The sequence below is a fragment of the Gordonia spumicola genome, assembly GCF_009932475.1.
GTDB lineage: Bacteria > Actinomycetota > Actinomycetes > Mycobacteriales > Mycobacteriaceae > Gordonia > Gordonia spumicola.
Genome location: NZ_BJOV01000001.1, coordinates 192,421 through 212,689, shown reverse-complemented (window position 1 = coordinate 212,689; position 20,269 = coordinate 192,421). Strand labels below are relative to the sequence as shown.

Here is a 20,269-nt window from a genome sequence, read left to right as displayed (position 1 = left end):
CGAGGGATGACTCTGACTCCCACAGATCACGCCCACCTCCGCCGCTGTGTCGAGCTCGCTCGGGAAGCCGTCGAGGCGGGAGACGAAGCCTTCGGCTCCCTCCTCGTCGACGCCGACGACCAGGTGGTGTTCGAAGACCGTAACCGCGTGTCCGGCGGCGACTCGACTCGGCACCCGGAACTGACGATCGTCGAGTGGGCGGTGCAGAACATGACGCCCGACCAGCGTGCGGCGTCGGTCACCTACACCTCGGGTGAGCATTGCGCGATGTGCTCGGCAGCCCACGCGTGGGTCGGACTCGGCCGGATCGTCTACGCGGGCAGCACCGCGCAGCTCACCCGTTGGCGAAGCGAGTGGGGGCTGCCCGAATCGCCGGTCGCTCCCCTGTCGATCGCCGACGTCGCGCCCGGCGTCGACGCATTCGGACCGGTCCCCGAGTTCACCGACGAGCTGCGCGCCCTGCACGCGAGGTCGGCCGGAGTCACGCCGTGAAGCGCCCCGGGTCGACGGGATCGTCGACGATAAGACTGTCGGCCGTCGTCGCCGCCGCGGCCGTCGTCGCCGCCGCGGTCGTCGCCGCCACCGCCGTCACCGGCTGCTCCGATTCCGGCTCACCATCCGGAGCCTCGGCCACCACATCGACGCCCGCGACCACGGTGTCGCCGACCGCCACCACAGCGCCCGCCTCGAAGCGGGTCGACCCCGCGGCCACCGCCCGGCTCCACGTCGCGGCACTCACGGGCGACGTCGACGGTGTGCGCCGGGCCATCGCCGACGGCGCCGACCTCGAATCGCGTGGCGCGCACGGTCGGACACCGCTGGTCGCGGCCACCAAGAATCGGCACGCCGCGAGCGCTATCGCGCTGCTGGACGCGGGAGCCGATCCGAACGCCAAGGACGACCTGCAGGATTCCGCGTTCCTGTACGCGGGCGCCGAGGGATTCGACGACATACTGCGCGCGACCCTGCGTCACGGCGCCGACGTCACCAGCCTCAACCGGTACGGCGGCACCGCGCTCATCCCGGCATCCGAGCACGCTCACGTGTCGACCGTGGCGATCCTCATCGACGCCCGCGTGCCGCTCGACGTGGTCAACAAATCGGGCTGGACCGCACTCCTGGAAGCCGTGGTCCTCGGCGACGGCGACGCTCCCCACGTCGAGACGGTCCGTCGACTGCTCGACGCGGGCGCGGACCCGTCGATCGCCGACTTCGATCACGTCACCCCGCGACAGCACGCCGTGAACCGTGGTCAGACCGCGGTCGTCGCCGAGTTCGACCGACCGCGCCGCTGATCGGACCATCGGTCCCGTTCGGCAGACGGAATGTCAGGCCGGTTCGGGGTCGTCGGTTCGCGACCAGGCGATGGCGACGAGACGCCGGAGGACGCCGAGGTCGATGTCGTCGAGTTTCTTGACGTACACGCACACCCCATGCCTTCGGTGTACACGCCGAGTTCGGGGAGCAGCGCGGCGCCCTCGGGCAGATCCTTGAGCCCGTACAGCGAAAGGCTCGCCTTGCGGGGTGAGAACGCGGTCTTCGGCCAGTCGCCGCGGGTCCGTGGGTTGACGGGCGAGATGTACCGGTAGCGCCCGAAGCCGACCATCGACGGACCCCACATGACCGGGTCGACCCCGGTGACCTCGCGGAACAGGTCGACCAGGACCAGGCCGTCGGCACGGCGACGCGCCGGCGTCGCGGCGTCGAGGAACGCGTCGACGCTCGCATCTGTCGGTTTCGTCTTCGGTTCAGCCATCGGAGTTCCTCACGGGTCGAGCAGTTCGAGTCGGACGGCGAGCAGCCGGACGGGACGATCGAGATCGAACGCGTCGAGCAGGTCGGCGACGACGGGTGCGATCGCATCGTAGTCGGTGCCGGGCGCCGCGAGCTTGCGCATCTTGGTTCGCGTGTAGAACGTCGACGTGCGCACCGTGAGGCCCACCCGGAACGGAATCCGCCCCTCCTGGATCACCTGATCGAGCACCTCGCGCGTCAGCTCCCCCGCCGCCGCCGACAGGTCGTCGCGCGAGGTCAGATCCGCGGGATACGTATTCGACTTCGAATGCGACTTCGCGATCCACGGCGCGGTCGCGATCGCGTCGTCGCCACCGCCGCGGCAGAGGACGTACAACCAGTTGCCCTGGCTGGGCCCGAACAACGCGATCAGATCGTCCCTGTCGACGGCCTGCAGCTGGGCGACGGTGTCGATCCCGCGGTCGGCGAGCTTCCTCGCCGTCTTCGGTCCGACGCTCCACAGATCGCGCGTGGGCCTCGGACCCATCAACTCGTTCCAGTTGCCGTCGTCGAGAGTGAACACCCTCGCCTCGTCCGGCGCGTCCGGCTCGCGGACCGCCGCCTTGGCGAACCCGGCGGCCATCTTCGCGCGCTGCTTGTTGTCGGAGATCCCGAGACAGCACGGCAGCCCCGTCCGATCGCGGACGGCTCGTCTGACGGAGTGCGCCAGCTCGGTGACCCCGTGTGCGTCGAGTGTGGCCGGCTCGTCCCGCGGGTCGACGCCGATGTACGCCTCGTCCCAGCCCCACACCTCGACCGGATGACCGAACGACCGGATCACGTCCATCACCGCCGCCGACGTCTCTTCATAGAACTCCATGTCCAACGGGAGGAACACCGCGTCGGGGCATTTGCGGCGAGCGGCGGGCATCGGCAGCCCCGCTCGGGCGCCCGCTGCGCGCGCCTCGTACGACGCACACGTCACCACCTGTCTCGGCCGGGACGGATCGCCATCGCCCCCGACGATCACCGGAGCCCCGACGAGGTCGGGGCGACGCAGCCGCTCGGCCGACACCTGGAACTGGTCCAGGTCGATGTGCAGCAACCTGCGGAAACGCGTCGCAGGCTGGTCCGTCCCTGTGTGCTGGGCCACGAGTCCACTGTAGGCAATGGACCAGGTCGCGATCTGACAACGGAACAGTGACGACGCTTTGGTCCGATTCGCGACCACGACTAGTGTGAGCGAGATGGAGCACACAGGGGGACGATCATGACCGGAGTCACCATGCGGGCGGGTGTTCTCGCCGCGATCCTCGCGCTCCTCGCCACCGCCCTCACTCCGGCCCAGGCCGACGCCGCGCCCCGCCTCGTCGGCGTCCAACGCGTGGGTCCGACCGTGGACCTCATCTCCGTGTACTCGCCGTCGATGCGCCGCGTTCTCCGTAGTCACGTGATCCGCCCCGCCGGCTCCCCCGCGGGCCTTCCCGTCTTCTACATGCTGCCCGGCGCGGGAGGCGCCGAAGACGGGATCTCGTGGTTCAACAACGCCGGTGTCGAGCGGTTCTTCCGCGGCAAACGGGTGAACGTCGTCCTACCCATCGGTGGACGCAACTCGATGTGGACCGACTGGAACGCGCCCGACCCGGTCCTCGGCGTCAACAAATGGGAGACGTACATCAACCGCGAACTCCCGGCCGTCGTCGACAGCACGTATCGCACGAACGGCCGCAACGGGATCTCCGGGGTGTCGATGTCGGCCGGTCCCGCCCTCGACATCGTGACGCACGCACCGTGGCGGTACCGGGCCGTCGCCTCCTACAGCGGATGCCCCTCGACGACCGACCCGCTCGGTGTCCTCGCCAACACCGCGATCGTCGCGCGCGGCGGCGGCAACGTCGTCAACATGTGGGGTCCGCCCGGAAATCCGACGTGGGCGCGCCACGACCCGATCCTCAACGCGAACAAGTTGCGCGGCAAGGCCGTCTACCTGTCCGCGGGCTCGGGCATCGCGGGCCCCGTCGACGGGAGCCTGCTGCAGAACGGCAGCGGCCTCATCGGCGGGAACGTCATCGAGGCCCTCGCCCTCGCATGCACGCGCAACATGGCGAGCCGGTTGTCGAGCCTCCGGATCCCCCACCGCTTCGTGGCCCGCCCCGACGGGGTCCACACCTGGGGCCTGTTCAAGGCCGACCTCGTGAACTCGTGGCCGATGATCGCGCGGGCGATCGGCGCGTAGCACAGCAGAACGCGGCAGCTCCGGCGCACGCTCCTCGTCGGGACGAGGAGCGGCGACCAGAACTGCCGCGTCCGGATCGCTCGTCAGCTCGCGGGTGCGAGTTCCGGTTCCGGCGTCGTGTCGACGACGGGCTCGTCGACGACGGCGGGCTCCTCGACCGGAGCCGTTTCCTGTGTGACGACCGGTTCCGGGGTCTCGACCGGCGTTGTCACGACCGGATCGGACGTCGGAGCCTCGGCGGGAGCCTTGTCCGACGGCACGACCGTCGTGGCTGCGGTGTCTGCCGCCGGGGTCGTCTCGTCGACGGCGGGCGTCGTGTCGGTGTCGGGCGTCGTGGCGCCCGAATCGGTCTTCGGGGTCAGCGCACCGACGAGATCGCCCACGCCCTTCAGATCGTCGACGATCGTGACCGACTTGATGTAGCCGGTCAACATCCCGATCGGGTCGAACGGGTTGACGGTGAGCGTGCCGAGACCGAACGGGTTGTCCCACTGGACGAGCTTGATCTTCGGGAGGAGGCCCGTCTCCGCGTCATCGGTGATCCGGCGGATCTCCGGCAGCCCGATCAGGTTGGGTCGCGTGGTCCCGTTGACCTCGACGGCCGGGAAGAACACCAGCTCGTGGCCGAGCCATTGGATCACCAGCGGCTCACGCAGACCGTAGTCGCTGGTCAGCCAGTGCGCGGTGGTCGTCCTCTCGATCACCGGATCGAAGATCGGCGCGCCCTTGTCGTCCTTGGCCTGCTCGGTCTTCTGGACCTGCGTGGCCCCGGCGGTGCCCTCGGCGACTTCGGCTCCCGCCGCGTCGACCCAGACCATCGTCGGGGCGGCGACCTTCCGGGTCTTCTTCTCCGTGACCGGGACGCCGTTCTCCACCTTCTGCACCATCTTGGGCTTCGCTCCCGCGGCGCCCTCGGCGACCGGTGCGCCCTTGGCGTCGACCCAGAGCAGCACCCCGTCGGCGTCGCGGTCCTGGACCATCACCGGCGAGTCGTACTCCTCGTCGACGAGGTGTGTGACGCCGACCATTCGCGGAGCGGTCTTGACCTTCATCACCGGTTTGCCGTTGTCGTCGAGCTTGGGCGTCACGCCGTCGGCCTCGAACACCGGCTCCTTCGCGAACGTCGTCTCGACGTCCTGCGTGTAGCGGACGAAGTCCTTCGCGAACTTGAGACGACTGTCCTCGGAGGTCAGTGCCTTGAGGAGGTCGCCCATGAACGGGGTGTCCATGACCCCGCCGAGGTCGCCGTCGCCTCCGAGCATCGGCGCGAACTGCTTGAGCAGGGCGTCGTTGCCCATGAACAGCGACGTCACGTCGGTGAGGCCGTACTGCGTCTGACGATGGCCGCCGTCGGTCACCGGACGCAGGTCCTTGTAGTAGTCGAACGTGCCGAGGTAGTTGCTGCACGTTCCGAGGCCTTCTGCGGTGGCCGTCGTGTCGAGGCCGAAGCAGGCGACCTCCTTGAGACCGGGCAGGTTGCCGTTGATGCCGTCGATCATGTCGAGCATGCCGTCGGCGTCCGCGCCCGCGGATCCTGCGATGTCGGACGTCAGCAGGCCGGAGTCGCGGAGCTTCGTGAAGTCGAGCTTCTGTCCGAACCAGGTGAAGACGATGTCGTCGGTGTCCATGTTGACGCCCATCGCGATGCCGAGGTCGGCCGACGCGGTGGACGTCCGACCATGATCGGCTCCGGCCATCGCCAGCGCGATCGCGCTGCGCGTCTGCGCGATGGCGGTCGCGCCGCGCATCGACAGGGCGATGTTGACGCCGTCACCGGAGATGACCGACTTGCCGATCGGTTTGACCGGCGCGGGCAGGTCCTGCGGCTTCGTGTAGTCGTACTTGTGGCCGGTGAGGTACTCGGCCATCTTGAGCGCTTCGGTGCGCTTGGACAGGTTGAGGTCGGCGCCCTTCTTGACGAGAGTGCCGCCGACCAGGAAACAGCCGCCGAGGACCGGGTTCTTCGTCGAGCCGTCGGCCTGCACGCACAGATCCTTCGACGCCGGGTTCACCGGCAGCGCGGCGTCGCGCTTCACGGCGTCGTACGTCTTGTACTTGTCGAATGCACCGGGGTCGACGCTGATGCCGACCGCGGCCTTCGCGAGCCCCTTGACGGTGTCGCTGCCGAGGACGACGCCGCCGAGCACCTCGAGGAGGTTGCGCTTGCCCATCTTGTACTTGACGAGCAGCAGGTTGATGTCGGCGCCGAGGTCCATCTCCATGCCCTGTGCGGCCTGGCCGACCTCGATGCTCTCGGGCAGGACGAGCGCGATGCCCGTGCCGTTGGAGCCGCTGCAGTCGGCGATCGCGAGCGGCGGATCGGCCGGGTCGTACTCGGTGCTCGTGGACGAGTCCGGGCCCGAAGCGAGGGAGCCGGTGCGGCATCCCTCGATGAACTGGCCGAGCATCGGGTCGTCGAGCATGCCGAGGATCGCACCGAAGTCGAGCGATCCCATGTCGACCGACGACGATGCGGCCGGAGCCGCGGGCGCGGCATACGCGACGCCCGTCGCCCCGACGGTTCCCGCGCCGAGCGCGGCGACGGCCCCGAGTGCGACGAGGCCGTTGCGGAGCCGATGCTCGCGGCGGAAGGTTTCCCGGGCACGTGCGCGACGTTGAGCACGATTGACGGATTGAGACACAGTTCCCCCCTTGTGTGACTTACAACGCATTCCTAGGACTATCGGCGAGGCGTCCGTTTTGTTAACAACGACGATTTCATGCCGGAGGTCGTCGCCAACCCGGCACGATTCAGACGTGGAACACGTTCTAAAATGGCGTCATGTCACTGGTCACCGACAGTTCTGTCGACATCAACGCCCCCGCCGCGACGGTGTGGCGAGTTCTCACCGACTTCGCGTCGTACGGCGAATGGAATCCGTTTCAAGTCGAGTGCTCATCGACCCTGGAACCCGGCTCGCCCATCGACATGCGATTCGAGCTCGGCCCCGGCGGTCTGAAGTCGAAACGCGAGTACATCGTGGACGTCACCCCGGGAGTCGGCTTCGCCTACTCGATGAAACCCGCACCGTTCGGGCTGGTCCGCAGCCTGCGCCGACACACGGTCGTCGACCTCGGCGACGGCCGGAGTCGATACGAGAGTCATTTCGAGATCACCGGCCCGCTCTCCGGACTGGTGAAGGCCATGTTCGGCAAGGAACTGGTCGCCAAGTTCGCCGCCGTGACCGCGGCCGTCGGCTCCCGCGCCGAATCCCTGGCCTGACGACTTCCCGCGGCACTTCTAGTCAGGGCTCATCGGCGGGACGATGAGCGTTGACTAGAAGTGCCGCGGGAGGTGCCCTGTGGACAACGTAGTAGTCAGACCCGGCGATTCCGGCTTTGATTGGCGGCATGTGGACCACCGATATCAACGGAGTCGTCGAACGTGCTGCCGCGCTCGAGGCCGGCCGCACAGATGCGGAGATCCGACAGGCGGTTCGCTGCGGCGAACTCGTCGTCGCCTGCCGCGGCATGTACATTCCGAGATCCAGTCTCCCGGACGAGCCGTGGCGCCTGATTCAGGAGGTCTACCGTCGACGATGCCTGACGATCGCGGCGCGCACGCCGGGCCTGATCCTCAGTCATCAATCGGCGGCGGCGATCCAGCGGATCGAGATGCTCAAGCCTGACCTCACCCGCCTCCATGAGTCCGTGGAATCTGGCGCGCACGGCAAACGACTGGCGACGAGGCACATCCACACCCGTACGACGTTCGCCGAGGTGACGAGGATCGACGGACTGTTGGTCACGGACCTGCCGACGACCGCTGTGGACGTGGCGGCCGGTACCGACTTCGCGGGAGCGCTCGCGGTCCTCGATTCCGCGCTCCGTCTCGGGGTCACCCGCGACGAACTCCGGGACGCACTCGATTCGCGGCGCCGTCGAGGTTCGGACAAGGTGCGCGCGGCTCTGCGATTGGCGGACGGGCGGTCGGCGAACCCAGGTGAGTCCTGGGGGCGCGCGCAGTTGATCGAGGCCTCGCTTCCCGTGCCCGACCTGCAAGTCGAGGTGCGGGTCGCCGACCGTGTCTACTACAGCGACTACGACTGGGATGGCCTGGTGATCGGTGAGTTCGACGGTCGCGCCAAGTACCTCGCGAACCTGAAGCCCGGCGAGAGTATCGGTGACGCCGTCATGCGCGAAAAGGACCGAGAGAACGCGTTACGCGACATGGGATTCGACGTCGTGCGCTGGGATTGGGTCGCACTCGAGCGACACGAGGTCGCCGCTCGGGTTCGTCCGCGGCTCGAAGCGGCCCGACTGGTCCCGCGACACTTCTAGTCAACGCTCATCGTCCCGCCGATGAGCACCGACCAGAAGTACCGCGGGAACGCTCGGATCAGTCGTCCGCGGGCGGCGGGGAGGCGGCCGCGGTCTGATGCTCGATGAGCATGGTGACCGCCTGGGTGAGTGTCGAGACCTGGTCGCGCAGTTCGCGGATCTCGGCGGCCTGACGCTCCATGACCGCCGCGGGGTCCGGCTCGTCCGAGGCCGGTTCGACGGGAGGTTCGGCCGCGGCGGGCTCGCCGACGGCGCGGCGCAGCTCCGTGTCGAGACCCGTCGCGTCGACGACGGTCTTCGCGACGTCGACGGGCGCGCGCAGCAGGTCCGAGAGCAGGCTCACCCCTCCGGGAGCCCCCTTCACTCGACGACGCAGAACCTGCGCGAGCACCTCGTCCGTACGGTCGACGCCGGTGTCATGGTCGCGGATCAGCACCCGGATACCCGACTCCAGGAGCTTGGCGACCTCGTCGAGGGTGGTGAACTTGCGCCGGACCGAGTCGTAGAGCTTGCGGTTGGAGTAGCGCTTGATCAGGTACGGCTCGTCGTCGGCCATGATTCTCCTCGGGGATGCGGGTCGAGATGCGGCTGGTCATGACGCCGAAACGTCCGGGCGCTCCGACGGAGCATCCCGGACTTCTCGACGTTCGGCGGGGCCGATCACTTGTCGGCGTCGGCCTTCTTCTCCGACGACAGGCGAAGGTTGGCGAACTTCTCGACCTGGTCGGACAGGTTCTGGATCTGGGTGCGCAGGGCGTCGACGGCGTCGTCGCCGGTCAGCTTCTCGCGGGCGTCGTCGGCGCGCTCGCGGACGTTGCGCTCGACGGTGCCCGCCGACTCGAGGAGATTGTCGACGAGGTCGCGGGTCGACTCGATGACGGTGGTGAGGAAGTCGGTGATGACGGCGTCGGCGACCTTCGCGTCGGTGGCGGTGGTCTCGGCGGCCTTGTTCGATGCAGTCATGATGTTCTCCTTGCGGTGATGTCCGGGTTTCGCATCCGCCAGGTTCTTTCTGCGTTTGCGTAACTCAAACACTATGCGCTGCGTAATGATTTACGCAATGCGTTGTGATTCAGTTCACACCGTGAAGTGTTCGACGAGCAGCACCTGCAACTCACCGACCATGAAGCCCAGGACGGCGCCGACGATGATCAGTGTGCGCTCGTCGGCCTGGAACGCCGGACGCAGCACGCCCTCGAACTCCTCCGGCGTCATCGCCTTCATCTTCTCCGCCATGATCGTCTCGATGTCGAGCGTCCGCGTCAGATAGTCCTCTGCTCCCGCCATCACCGACGGCAGGACCTCCACCATGTCGGCGGCCGCCGCCTGGCACATCGGTCCCAGTTCGATCGTGTCCAGGCCGAGCGATGTGACCGCCTTCAGCGGCGTGTTCAACGCATCGGTGGCGACGCCCAGCAGCCCGCCGACCGACAGACCGCCGAAGCCGATCGAGTCGAGCGCCTTGAGATCGCCGACCTCACGCCGCAACGTCTTCGACACGTCGCCCAGTTGGTCGCGCACCTCCTCCTCCAGGATCTCGGCGACGAGGTCGATCAGCGCGGCCCGCTGCGGCCCGTCGAACACTCCCCTCATCAGTTTCTCCGTGGTCAGCACGCGAGACGCGATCAGTACCGCGTACTCCTCCGACACCGGGATGCGGTGCTTGAGGAACAGACCCTGCCAGGTGATGACGCCGAAGTACTTCGTCGGCTCCTTCGGATTGAAGATCAGGCGCAGCGCGGCCCAGTCGGTGAACCAACCGGTGAACAGACCGAACAGCGGCATGACCCACGGGTTGTGGAACAGCGCCCACACCAACACCTGGACGAGACCGATCAGGAAACCGAAGACCAGACCACTGCGCCGGATGAACGCGAACTCGCGACGCCCGACCTCGGAGAACATCTTCTCCAGCGTCTCGGGATCGGACAGGAACTCCTGCGTCACCATCGTCTGCAGGTCGAACACCTCGTCGATCCGCTCGGTCAACGCGTCCGCGATGGCGACGACGACGTCGGGCGACACTCGCTGGGCCCGCTCGATCACCGCGTCTCGGGCCGGCTCGGGCAGCGCGTGCCAGACGGTCGGTTGGAACTCGGGCGCGATCGTGTTCACGATGCGGGCGACCTCCGCACGCATCGGCCTGTCGATCAGCGCCGCGAGCTCGACGCCGTCGATCCGCTGCACGATCTCCGACGACGAGATCAGCCGACCGGTGAGCGTTTCGCAGAGGACGGCGACCATCTCCGGGGCGCGTTTGGGGATGATGCCCTGCCATCCGAGCCGTCCGATGCCCTTGAACCGATGCGGCCGGAACATCATCCGGATAGCGACGATCTTGGTGCCCCAGCCGATCAGCGCCGCGATGACGGGCATGGACGCGTAGATCACCCAGTTCCGTTCGACGTCGGCGACGATCTCCGACCACGACTGCATGCGACCTCCTGGCGTTTGCTACTCGCCGCATTGTGTCGCACCCGGGCGCATATCTGTGCCAGAACCGGAGTTCTCGTGCCGGTCGGGTCCTCCGCCCTTGTTGTCGGCCCCATACGACGAAACCCCCGCCCGACCGAATCGGGCGGGGGTTCGTCGTGAACTCAGGTCAGCGGAAGTCGCTGCCGAAGCCGTAGTCGTCCAGCGGAACGGCGGCACCGCTCGGAGCGCCGAAGGGGCTGTCCGGGCTGTAGTAGGTGTCGTCGTACGTGGGCAGCGCGTACGCGGCGGCACGAGCTTCCTCGGTCGGCTGAACCTGGATGTTCCGGTACCGGTCGATGCCGGTGCCCGCCGGGATCAGCTTGCCGATGATCACGTTCTCCTTGAGGCCGACGAGCTTGTCGCTGCGGCTGTTGATGGCCGCATCGGTGAGCACGCGAGTGGTCTCCTGGAACGACGCCGCCGACAGCCACGAGTCCGTCGCGAGCGACGCCTTCGTGATGCCCATGAGGACCGGACGACCCGATGCCGGCTCGCCGCCCTCGGCGACGACCGCGCGGTTGGCCGCCTCGAACTCGGCGCGCTCGGTGAGCGAACCGGGCAGGAACTCGGTGGCGCCGGAGTCGATGATCGTCACGCGACGCAGCATCTGGCGGACGATCGTCTCGACGTGCTTGTCGTGGATCGACACACCCTGGCTCCGGTACACCTCCTGGACCTCGTTGACGAGGTGGATCTGCACCTGGCGGGGACCCATCACACGCAGGACCTCGTGCGGATCGGCCGCACCCTCCATGAGCTGCTGGCCGACCTCGACGTGATCGCCGTGGGCGAGCAGACGCTCGGTGCCGTCCTCGTGCTTGAAGACGCGCATGCGCTGACGCTTCGAGATCTTGTCGTAGACGACCTCGTCGCTGCCGTCGTCGGGGACGATGGTGATCTTGTAGAAACGATCGTCGTCCTCGATGGTGACGCGGCCGGACACCTCGGCGATCGGAGCCTTGCCCTTGGGGACACGTGCTTCGAACAGCTCGGTGACTCGCGGAAGACCACCGGTGATGTCGTCACCGACGCCACCCTGGTGGAACGTGCGCATCGTCAGCTGCGTGCCGGGCTCACCGATCGACTGGGCCGCGATGATGCCGACGGCCTCGCCGATGTCGACGAGCTTGCCGGTCGCCATCGAGCGGCCGTAGCAGTGCGCGCAGACGCCGGTGCCGGTGGCACAGGTGAGGACCGAACGGACCTTGACCTCGGTGACGCCCGCCGCGAGGAGAGCCTCGATGGCCGGGTCGCCCAGATCGTGGCCCTTCTCGACCACGACGTCGCCCGCTTCGTCGACGGCGTCGACCGCGAGCGTACGAGCGTACGCCGAGGTCTCCACGTGAGCGTCGCGGATGATCGTGCCGTCGGCCGACTTCTCGGCCAGCGGGACGAGGATGCCGCGTTCGGTGCCACAGTCGGTCTCGCGAACGATGACGTCCTGCGACACGTCGACGAGACGACGGGTCAGGTAGCCCGAGTCCGCGGTGCGCAGAGCCGTGTCGGCCAGACCCTTACGAGCGCCGTGCGTGTTGATGAAGTACTCGGCGACGGTCAGGCCCTCACGGAACGACGACTTGATCGGACGCGGGATGAACTCACCCTTCGGGTTCGTCACCAGGCCCTTCATGCCCGAGAGGTTACGCACCTGGGTCATATTGCCCGTTGCGCCCGACTTCGGGATCATCGTGATCGGGTTGTCGTCGGGGTAGTACTCCTCCAGAGCCTTACCGACTTCTTCGGTCGCCTGCTTCCAGATCTCGACAAGGGCGTCGCGACGCTCGTCGGGCGTCAGACCGCCGCGCTGGAACTTGCGCTCCAGGCCGTCGGCCCGCTCCTCGTAACGCTCGAGGATCTCCGCCTTGGCCGGCGGCACGAGGACGTCCGACATCGAGACGGTGACGCCCGACCGCGTGGCCCAGTAGAAGCCGACATCCTTGAGCTTGTCGACGGTCTGCGCGACGACGATCATCGGGTAGCGCTCGGCGAGATCGTTGATGATCACGGCCTGACGCTTCTTCGGCATCTGCTCGTCGATGAACGGGTAGTCGTGCGGAAGCAGTTCGTTGAACAGCACGCGACCGAGGGTGGTCGTGGTCTCCCACGCCTGCCCACGGTGCCAGCCCTCCGGGAACAGCTCGGCCTCGACCTCGGCCGACGGACGCTGATCCGTGAGACGGATCTTGATCGTCGACTGGATGCTCAGCACGCCGCGGTCGACGGCCATGATGGCCTCGGCCGGGCTCGAGTAGACGCCGCGCTCGACGTCGTCGCCCGACGCACCGGTGTACTCGCCGACCTGGCCGGGCTTCTGGCTGGTCAGGTAGTACAGACCGGTCACCATGTCCAGACGCGGCATGGCGAGCGGACGACCCGACGCGGGCGACAGGATGTTGTTGCTCGACAGCATCAGGATGCGGGCCTCGGCCTGCGCCTCCGCGGACAGCGGGAGGTGCACGGCCATCTGGTCACCGTCGAAGTCGGCGTTGAACGCTTCACAGACGAGCGGGTGCAGCTGGATGGCCTTGCCCTCGACGAGCTGCGGCTCGAACGCCTGGATGCCCAGACGGTGCAGCGTGGGAGCACGGTTCAGCAGCACCGGGTGCTCGGCGATGACCTCTTCGAGGACGTCCCACACGGCGGGACGCTGACGCTCCACCATGCGCTTGGCCGACTTGATGTTCTGCGCCTGGTTCAGGTCGACGAGGCGCTTCATCACGAACGGCTTGAACAGCTCGAGAGCCATCAGCTTCGGCAGGCCGCACTGGTGCAGCTTGAGCTGCGGACCGACGACGATGACCGAACGGCCCGAGTAGTCGACGCGCTTGCCGAGGAGGTTCTGACGGAAACGACCCTGCTTGCCCTTGAGCAGATCGCTCAGGGACTTCAGCGGGCGGTTGCCCGGACCGGTGACCGGACGGCCGCGACGACCGTTGTCGAACAGTGCGTCGACCGACTCCTGCAGCATGCGCTTCTCGTTGTTCACGATGATCTCGGGCGCACCGAGATCGATGAGGCGCTTGAGGCGGTTGTTGCGGTTGATGACGCGACGGTACAGGTCGTTCAGGTCGGACGTGGCGAAGCGGCCACCGTCGAGCTGGACCATCGGACGCAGCTCCGGCGGGATCACCGGAACGGCCTCGAGGACCATCGCCTGCGGCGAGTTGCCCGAACGCTGGAACGCGGCGACGACCTTCAGGCGCTTGAGCGCGCGCAGCTTCTTCTGGCCCTTGCCCGAGCGGATCGTCTCGCGCAGCGACTCGGCCTCGGCGTCGATGTCGAAGGTCTCCAGGAGCTTCTTGATCGCCTCGGCGCCCATCGAGCCCGCGAAGTACTCGCCGAAGCGGTCCTCGAGCTCGCGGTACAGACGCTCGTCGACGATCAGCTCGCCGGGAGCGAGCTTGACGAACTTGTCCCAGATCTCGTCGAGCGCCTCGACCTCACGGTTCGCGTGGTCGCGCATGCGCTTGAGCTCACGCTCGCCCGCGTCGCGGACCTTGCGCTTGGCGTCGGCCTTGGCGCCTTCGGCCTCCAGCTCGGCCAGGTCGGCTTCGAGCTTGCTCTGGCGCTCGGCCAGGGCGACCTCGAGGTCGTCCATGATGGCCTTGCGCTCGACGCCGATCTCGGCCTCGCGGGTCGACAGCTCCGCGTGACGCAGTTCGTCGTCCACCGAGGTGATGACGTAGGCGGCGAAGTAGATGATCTTCTCGAGATCCTTCGGCGCCAGGTCGAGCAGGTAGCCGAGGCGGCTCGGCACACCCTTGAAGTACCAGATGTGGGTGACCGGAGCGGCGAGCTCGATGTGGCCCATGCGCTCACGGCGCACCTTGGCCTTGGTCACCTCGACACCGCAGCGTTCGCAGATGATGCCCTTGAAGCGGACGCGCTTGTACTTGCCGCAGTAGCACTCCCAGTCCCGGGTGGGGCCGAAGATCTTCTCGCAGAAGAGTCCGTCCTTCTCGGGCTTCAGGGTGCGGTAGTTGATGGTCTCCGGCTTCTTGACCTCACCGTACGACCAGGTGTGGATGTCGTCGGCCGTCGCAAGACCGATCTTGAGTTCGTCGAAAAAGTTGACGTCGAGCAATGTCTTTTGACCTTCCTGGTCTAGTTCGCGAGGTCGTCGACGGTGGCGTTCTCGTTGCGCGACAGGTTGATGCCGAGATTGGCAGCAGCGCGCTCGAGATCCTCGTCGTCGGTGTCGGCCATCTCGATGGCCGCGCCGTCGGACGACAGCACCTCCACGTTGAGGCAGAGCGACTGGAGCTCCTTCAGGAGCACCTTGAACGACTCGGGGATGCCCGGTTCGGGGATGTTCTCGCCCTTGACGATCGCCTCGTAGACCTTCACGCGGCCGACGACGTCGTCCGACTTGATGGTCAGCAGTTCCTGCAGGGTGTAGGCGGCGCCGTACGCCTGCATCGCCCAGCACTCCATCTCACCGAAGCGCTGTCCACCGAACTGCGCCTTACCGCCGAGCGGCTGCTGCGTGATCATCGAGTACGGACCGGTCGAACGAGCGTGGATCTTGTCGTCGACCAGGTGGTGCAGCTTGATGATGTACATGTAGCCGACCGACACGGGGTACGGGAACGGCTCGCCGGAGCGACCGTCGAACAGCTCCGCCTTGCCGTCGGGGCCCACCATGACGTCGCCGTCGCGGTTCGGGAGCGTCGAGCCGAGCAGACCCGCCAGCTCGTCGTCCTTGGCGCCGTCGAACACCGGGGTCGCGGTGTTCGTGTTCGGCTCGGCCGACAGCATGTCGGCGGGCAGGCGCTTGGCCCACTCCTCCTCCAGCTTGTCGGTGTCGATGTTCCAGCCGGCCTTCGCGACCCAACCCAGGTGGGTCTCGAGGATCTGACCGATGTTCATACGACGCGGGACGCCGTGCGTGTTCAGGATGATGTCGACGGGCGTGCCGTCGGGCAGGAACGGCATGTCCTCCTGCGGGAGGATCTTGCCGATGACGCCCTTGTTGCCGTGCCGACCGGCGAGCTTGTCGCCGTCCTGGATCTTGCGCTTCTGCGCGACGTAGACGCGGACGAGCTCGTTGACGCCGGGCGCCAGGTCGTCGTCGTCCTCGCGGCTGAACACGCGCACGCCGATGACCTTGCCGGTCTCGCCGTGCGGCACCTTGAGCGAGGTGTCGCGGACTTCGCGGGCCTTCTCACCGAAGATCGCGCGGAGCAGACGCTCCTCCGGGGTCAGCTCGGTCTCGCCCTTCGGGGTGACCTTGCCGACCAGCACGTCGCCGTCGCGGACCTCGGCGCCGATGCGCACGATGCCACGCTCGTCGAGATCGGCGAGGACCTCGTCGGAGACGTTCGGGATGTCACGAGTGATCTCCTCGGCACCGAGCTTGGTGTCGCGGGCGTCGATCTCGTGCTCCTCGATGTGGATCGAGGTGAGAGTGTCCTCTTCGACGAGGCGCTGCGACAGGATGATCGCGTCCTCGTAGTTGTGGCCCTCCCACGGCATGATCGCCACGAGCAGGTTCTTGCCGAGCGCCATCTCGCCCTGATCGGTGCAGGGGCCGTCGGCGAGGACCTGACCGGCCTCGACGCGCTGACCCTCGTCGACGATCGGGACCTGGTTGGCGCAGGTGCCGTGGTTCGAACGCTCGAACTTGCGCAGACGGAAGCTGTCACGCGTGCCGTCGTCGGCCATCACGGTGATGAAGTCGGCCGAGACCTCCTCCACCACACCGGTCTTGCCGGTGACGATGACGTCGCCCGCGTCGACCGCGGCGCGCAGCTCCATGCCGGTGCCGACGAGCGGCGACTCGCTGCGGACCAGCGGAACCGCCTGACGCTGCATGTTGGCGCCCATCAGGGCACGGTTGGCGTCGTCGTGCTCGAGGAACGGGATCATCGCGGTCGCGACCGACACCATCTGGCGCGGCGAGACGTCGAGCAGTTCCACCGAGGCGGCCGGGACGAACTCGACCTCGGCGCCCTTGATGCGGACCAGGACGCGCTCGTCGGTGATACGACCGTCGGCGTCGTAGTTCGTGTTGGCCTGACCGATGAGGTAACGATCCTCTTCATCGGCGGTCATGTAGGCGATCTCGTCGGTGACGACACCGTCGACGACCTTGCGGTACGGGGTCTCGATGAAACCGAACGGGTTCACGCGGGCGTAGACCGACAGTGAACCGATCAGGCCGATGTTCGGGCCTTCCGGGGTCTCGATCGGGCACATGCGGCCGTAGTGCGACGGGTGGACGTCGCGGACCTCGAGGCCCGCGCGCTCACGCGACAGACCGCCGGGGCCGAGCGCCGACAGGCGACGCTTGTGGGTCAGGCCAGACAGCGGGTTGTTCTGGTCCATGAACTGCGACAGCTGGCTGGTTCCGAAGAACTCCTTGATCGCCGCCACGACGGGACGGATGTTGATCAGGGTCTGCGGCGTGATCGCCTCGGCGTCCTGCGTGGTCATGCGCTCGCGGACGACACGCTCCATGCGCGACAGGCCGACGCGGATCTGGTTCTGGATCAGCTCGCCGACCGTGCGGAGGCGACGGTTGCCGAAGTGGTCGATGTCGTCGACCTCGACCGGGACCTCGACGCCGCCGGGGACGGTCATGTTCGAGATGATGTTCGGATCGGCCTCGTGCAGGCGCACCAGGTACTCGACCGTCGCGACGATGTCCTCGCGGGTCAGGACCGACTCGCCGAACATCGGGTTCGCGGTGAGGCCGAGCTTCTTGTTGATCTTGTAACGGCCGACGCGCGCCAGGTCGTAGCGCTTCTCGCGGAAGAACAGGTTCTCCAGCAGGCTCTCGGCCGACTCCTTGGTCGGCGGCTCGCCCGGACGCAGCTTGCGGTACACCTCGAGGAGCGCCTCGTCCTGGTTGGACGTGGAGTCCTTCTCGAGCGTCGACATGAGGATCTCGGAGAAGCCGAAGCGCTCGGTGATCTCCTCGCGGGTCATGCCGAGGGCCTGCAGCAGCACGGTGACCGGCTGACGACGCTTGCGGTCGATGCGGACGCCGACGGTGTCGCGCTTGTCGACGTCGAACTCGAGCCACGCGCCGCGACCCGGGATCACCTTCACCGAGTGGAGGGTCTTCTCCGTGGCCTTGTCGATGGTGGCGTCGAAGTACACACCGGGGCTGCGGACCAGCTGGCTGACGACGACACGCTCGGTGCCGTTGATGACGAAGCTGCCCTTGTCGGTCATGATCGGGAAGTCGCCCATGAAGACGGTCTGCGACTTGATCTCGCCCGTGTTGTTGTTGATGAACTCCGCGGTGACGAACAGCGGAGCCGCGTACGTCATGTCCTTGTCCTTGCACTCGTCGACCGAGGCCTTGACCTCGTCGAAGTGCGGATCGGAGAAGGACAGCGACATCGAGGACGAGAAGTCCTCGATCGGCGAGAGTTCGCGGAGGACTTCCTCGAGTCCGCCGACCGGGTTCTCTTCACCTCGGGCGATCGCCTTCGCGCGCCATTCCGGCGTTCCGACGAGCCAGTCGAACGAGTCGAGCTGGACGTCCAGCAGACCCGGAACCTCCAGAGGCTCGTCGATCTTGGCGAATGAGGCGCGATGCGGTGCGCCCGGGATGATACCCGCTGTGGTTGAGGTGGACTGGCGGTCGAGAGCCAAGATGCGTCCTTCCAACACGAAGTTTCTCGGTGCGTGGCGTAGTAGCCATTGGCCGTGGGGCCACTGCGTGGCGAAACAACCTGAAGAACGACGTGAATCCGTGACGATCACCGTGGTGACCGGCGGAAAGACAACAGTAGACAGGAGGCAGCCAGCGCAACGTCCAACTATACCAGAAATGTGAGGGGTCCTGTCAACCCCTGGCGCGAAACCGACGCCCCTCGGCTGCCTGCCTGTGCAATCGGTTGCTGACAGATTGGACCCGGAAGGGTCCCCTCGTCAAGCGAACGCGCGGAATCCGATCAGATTTCTCTTCCGGACGCCGGCGCCCGCTCGACGTCAGAGGGCTTCGATATTGCTGATCAACCAGTTGTCATCGCCATTGGCGGGGTCTCTGACCAGGGTCAATCGCACATGCGGCATCGCCGACTGGTCGATCGCGCCCGCCTTGGTGGTGCTCACGATCATGTCGGTCAGAACCACAGCCCTGGTCGCGGTCAGATCGGACAGCCCGACCACGTCCACCCGGCAGTCCGACGCGCTCTGCGTCTGCACGGCGAGTTCCTTCGACGTCTTCGCGTACTTGCGGATCACGTCGAGCGCTTCGCCGGTGAGCTTCGATTCGAAGTTCGAGGTCCACGCGTCGAGCTTGCGGTAGTCGAACGTGAACGGGCTGCACGCGCCGTCCCGAGCCGCGGAGAGCACACGATCGGTCTCCCCCTGGTCGACGAACGCGCGGTTGTCCGACACCTCGGCGCCGGGGTGGAACGCGAGAATCGTGGCGATGACGCCGACCACGACCGCCGCGGCGGCCAGGATCGCCGCGAGACGGTACGTCCCGGACGTGTTGTTCACGCCGGGTTCGACGTCGGTGACCGCGCGCTTGCGCTCGACCGCCGCCTTCTCGGCGTCGGCCCTCTGACGCTTGCGCTCGACACCCGAGGCGACCGCCGTCGGCGTCTCGTACTCGTCCTTGGCCTGCTGCGCGAGCTTGGCGGTGGCGTTCGCCGAGAGCTCCACCCGCGACGTGCTGCGACCCGCGACCTTCGGCGTGCGGCGAGGCTTGTTCGGACCGGCGGCCATCAGTTGCCTCCACCCTGGTTGTTGTTGAGGATCGGCGTCGAACTGCTGTCGTCGTACGCGATCCCGGACAGCGGCACGATCACCGACGCCTTCCACAGCCCGTCCGCCTTGACCATCGTCACGAGGTACGACTGCCCGGTCGGCTGGTCCGGCGCGCTCGAGGCGGTCGCCTCCGAGAGGACGAGCACCTTGGCGGTCTCCTCGTCGGCGTTCACTTCGGTCGCGGCGCTGCTGATGATGCGGACCTTGATCGAGTTGGCCTTGTCCTTGGCGGCCTCGACCTGCTTGATCACGCCCTGCGCCGACTCGTCGACGGCCTGCTTCAACGCGTCGCCGGTCAACGAGGACGCCACGCGCTTCTGCCACGCGTCCATATGCGCGGGATCGACGGTGAAGGTGTTGAGGATGGCCTGTTCGGCGCCGTCGACGGCTCCGCTGCGCACCTGGTCGCGCTGGGAGTCGACGGCGTAGGCGCGGATGCCGACGTAACCGAAGTAGCCGAGGCACACGACGGCGGCCACGAGGGCCGCGGACGCCGCTGCGAGCGCGGCCGATGCCAGCCAGTGTCGACTCGACGCATCGTCCACCGCGGTCGCCACCGTCTCGGTCTCCGAGTCGGACGAGTCCGAGCCCTCGGCGTCGTCGGCGTCGTCGGCGGTTTCGGCGTCGGCTTCGTCCGCGGAATCGTCGACGTCGTCCGCCTCGTCCGTCTTCGACAGCTCGACGGGGACGCTCTCGGCATCGTCCGACTTCGTCAGACCGACAGTCTCCGTGCTCGCGGCATCGTCGGCGACGACCTCGTCGGCCGTCTCCTCCCGCTTATCATCGTCAGATTTCATCGTGCGCCACTGTACC

General features: G+C 67.1%; 15 protein-coding genes. 5 read left to right on the top strand and 10 right to left on the bottom strand.

Annotated elements, in window-relative coordinates; translation table 11 throughout:
* Positions 1–6: 6 nt before the first annotated feature.
* Together GYB83_RS01075 and GYB83_RS01070 are read left to right on the top strand one after the other, a co-directional pair.
* Entirely contained in the window at positions 7–492 is a 486-nt protein-coding gene (locus tag GYB83_RS01075; protein WP_161893726.1) for a nucleoside deaminase, read from the top strand.
* Positions 489–1,295, top strand: a complete 807-nt coding sequence (locus tag GYB83_RS01070; protein WP_228461110.1) for an ankyrin repeat domain-containing protein — start codon at positions 489–491, stop codon at positions 1,293–1,295. Before GYB83_RS01075 ends, GYB83_RS01070 begins: the two co-directional genes overlap by 4 nt.
* On the opposite strand, the gene GYB83_RS01065 is transcribed toward GYB83_RS01070, so the two are convergent.
* Positions 1,253–1,756: a DUF1801 domain-containing protein gene (locus tag GYB83_RS01065; protein WP_228461109.1), complete on the bottom strand. Its 504-nt coding sequence runs from the start codon at positions 1,754–1,756 to the stop codon at positions 1,253–1,255. The two genes, GYB83_RS01070 and GYB83_RS01065, sit on opposite strands and share 43 nt — an antisense overlap.
* Positions 1,757–1,765: 9 nt before the next feature.
* A complete protein-coding gene (locus tag GYB83_RS01060; RefSeq protein WP_161893725.1) occupies positions 1,766–2,887 on the bottom strand; it encodes a DNA polymerase IV in 1,122 nt (373 codons plus the stop codon).
* Between the two features lie 117 nt (positions 2,888–3,004).
* On the opposite strand from GYB83_RS01060, the gene GYB83_RS01055 reads away from it, so the two are divergent.
* Complete coding sequence (locus tag GYB83_RS01055; protein ID WP_228461108.1) at positions 3,005–3,970, top strand: alpha/beta hydrolase; 966 nt, start codon at positions 3,005–3,007, stop codon at positions 3,968–3,970.
* Between the two features lie 83 nt (positions 3,971–4,053).
* Here the strand turns inward: GYB83_RS01055 and GYB83_RS01050 are convergent, their stop codons facing one another.
* On the bottom strand, positions 4,054–6,612 hold the full coding sequence (locus GYB83_RS01050; RefSeq protein WP_161893724.1) for a hypothetical protein: 2,559 nt from the start codon (positions 6,610–6,612) through the stop codon (positions 4,054–4,056).
* Between the two features lie 140 nt (positions 6,613–6,752).
* Here GYB83_RS01050 and GYB83_RS01045 point away from each other — a divergent pair, with 140 nt between their 5' ends.
* On the top strand, positions 6,753–7,193 hold the full coding sequence (locus GYB83_RS01045) for an SRPBCC domain-containing protein (protein WP_161893723.1): 441 nt from the start codon (positions 6,753–6,755) through the stop codon (positions 7,191–7,193).
* A gap of 128 nt (positions 7,194–7,321) precedes the next feature.
* Positions 7,322–8,251: a hypothetical protein gene (locus tag GYB83_RS01040; RefSeq protein ID WP_161893722.1), complete on the top strand. Its 930-nt coding sequence runs from the start codon at positions 7,322–7,324 to the stop codon at positions 8,249–8,251.
* Between the two features lie 58 nt (positions 8,252–8,309).
* Here the strand turns inward: GYB83_RS01040 and GYB83_RS01035 are convergent, their stop codons facing one another.
* From GYB83_RS01035 to GYB83_RS01005, 7 genes are all read right to left on the bottom strand, one after another.
* On the bottom strand, positions 8,310–8,807 hold the full coding sequence (locus GYB83_RS01035) for a polyhydroxyalkanoate synthesis regulator DNA-binding domain-containing protein (protein ID WP_161893721.1): 498 nt from the start codon (positions 8,805–8,807) through the stop codon (positions 8,310–8,312).
* 104 nt (positions 8,808–8,911) lie between these two features.
* Positions 8,912–9,214, bottom strand: a complete 303-nt coding sequence (locus GYB83_RS01030) for a hypothetical protein (protein WP_161893720.1) — start codon at positions 9,212–9,214, stop codon at positions 8,912–8,914.
* A 114-nt stretch (positions 9,215–9,328) separates the two neighbouring features.
* Positions 9,329–10,687 carry a DUF445 domain-containing protein gene (locus GYB83_RS01025; protein WP_161893719.1) on the bottom strand — a complete coding sequence of 453 codons (1,359 nt, stop codon included), beginning with the start codon at positions 10,685–10,687 and terminating at the stop codon, positions 9,329–9,331.
* Positions 10,688–10,853: 166 nt separating this feature from the next.
* Complete coding sequence (locus GYB83_RS01020) at positions 10,854–14,810, bottom strand: DNA-directed RNA polymerase subunit beta' (RefSeq protein WP_161893718.1); 3,957 nt, start codon at positions 14,808–14,810, stop codon at positions 10,854–10,856.
* A 20-nt stretch (positions 14,811–14,830) separates the two neighbouring features.
* Positions 14,831–18,331, bottom strand: a complete 3,501-nt coding sequence (gene rpoB, locus GYB83_RS01015) for a DNA-directed RNA polymerase subunit beta (protein ID WP_161893717.1) — start codon at positions 18,329–18,331, stop codon at positions 14,831–14,833.
* Between the two features lie 339 nt (positions 18,332–18,670).
* The gene (locus tag GYB83_RS01010) at positions 18,671–19,414 is read right to left on the bottom strand and encodes a hypothetical protein (protein ID WP_161893716.1); all 744 of its coding nucleotides are present in this window, start codon (positions 19,412–19,414) and stop codon (positions 18,671–18,673) included.
* Positions 19,414–20,253, bottom strand: a complete 840-nt coding sequence (locus tag GYB83_RS01005) for a hypothetical protein (protein ID WP_161893715.1) — start codon at positions 20,251–20,253, stop codon at positions 19,414–19,416. The genes GYB83_RS01010 and GYB83_RS01005 overlap by 1 nt, the downstream gene beginning before the upstream one ends.
* Positions 20,254–20,269 lie beyond the last annotated feature (16 nt).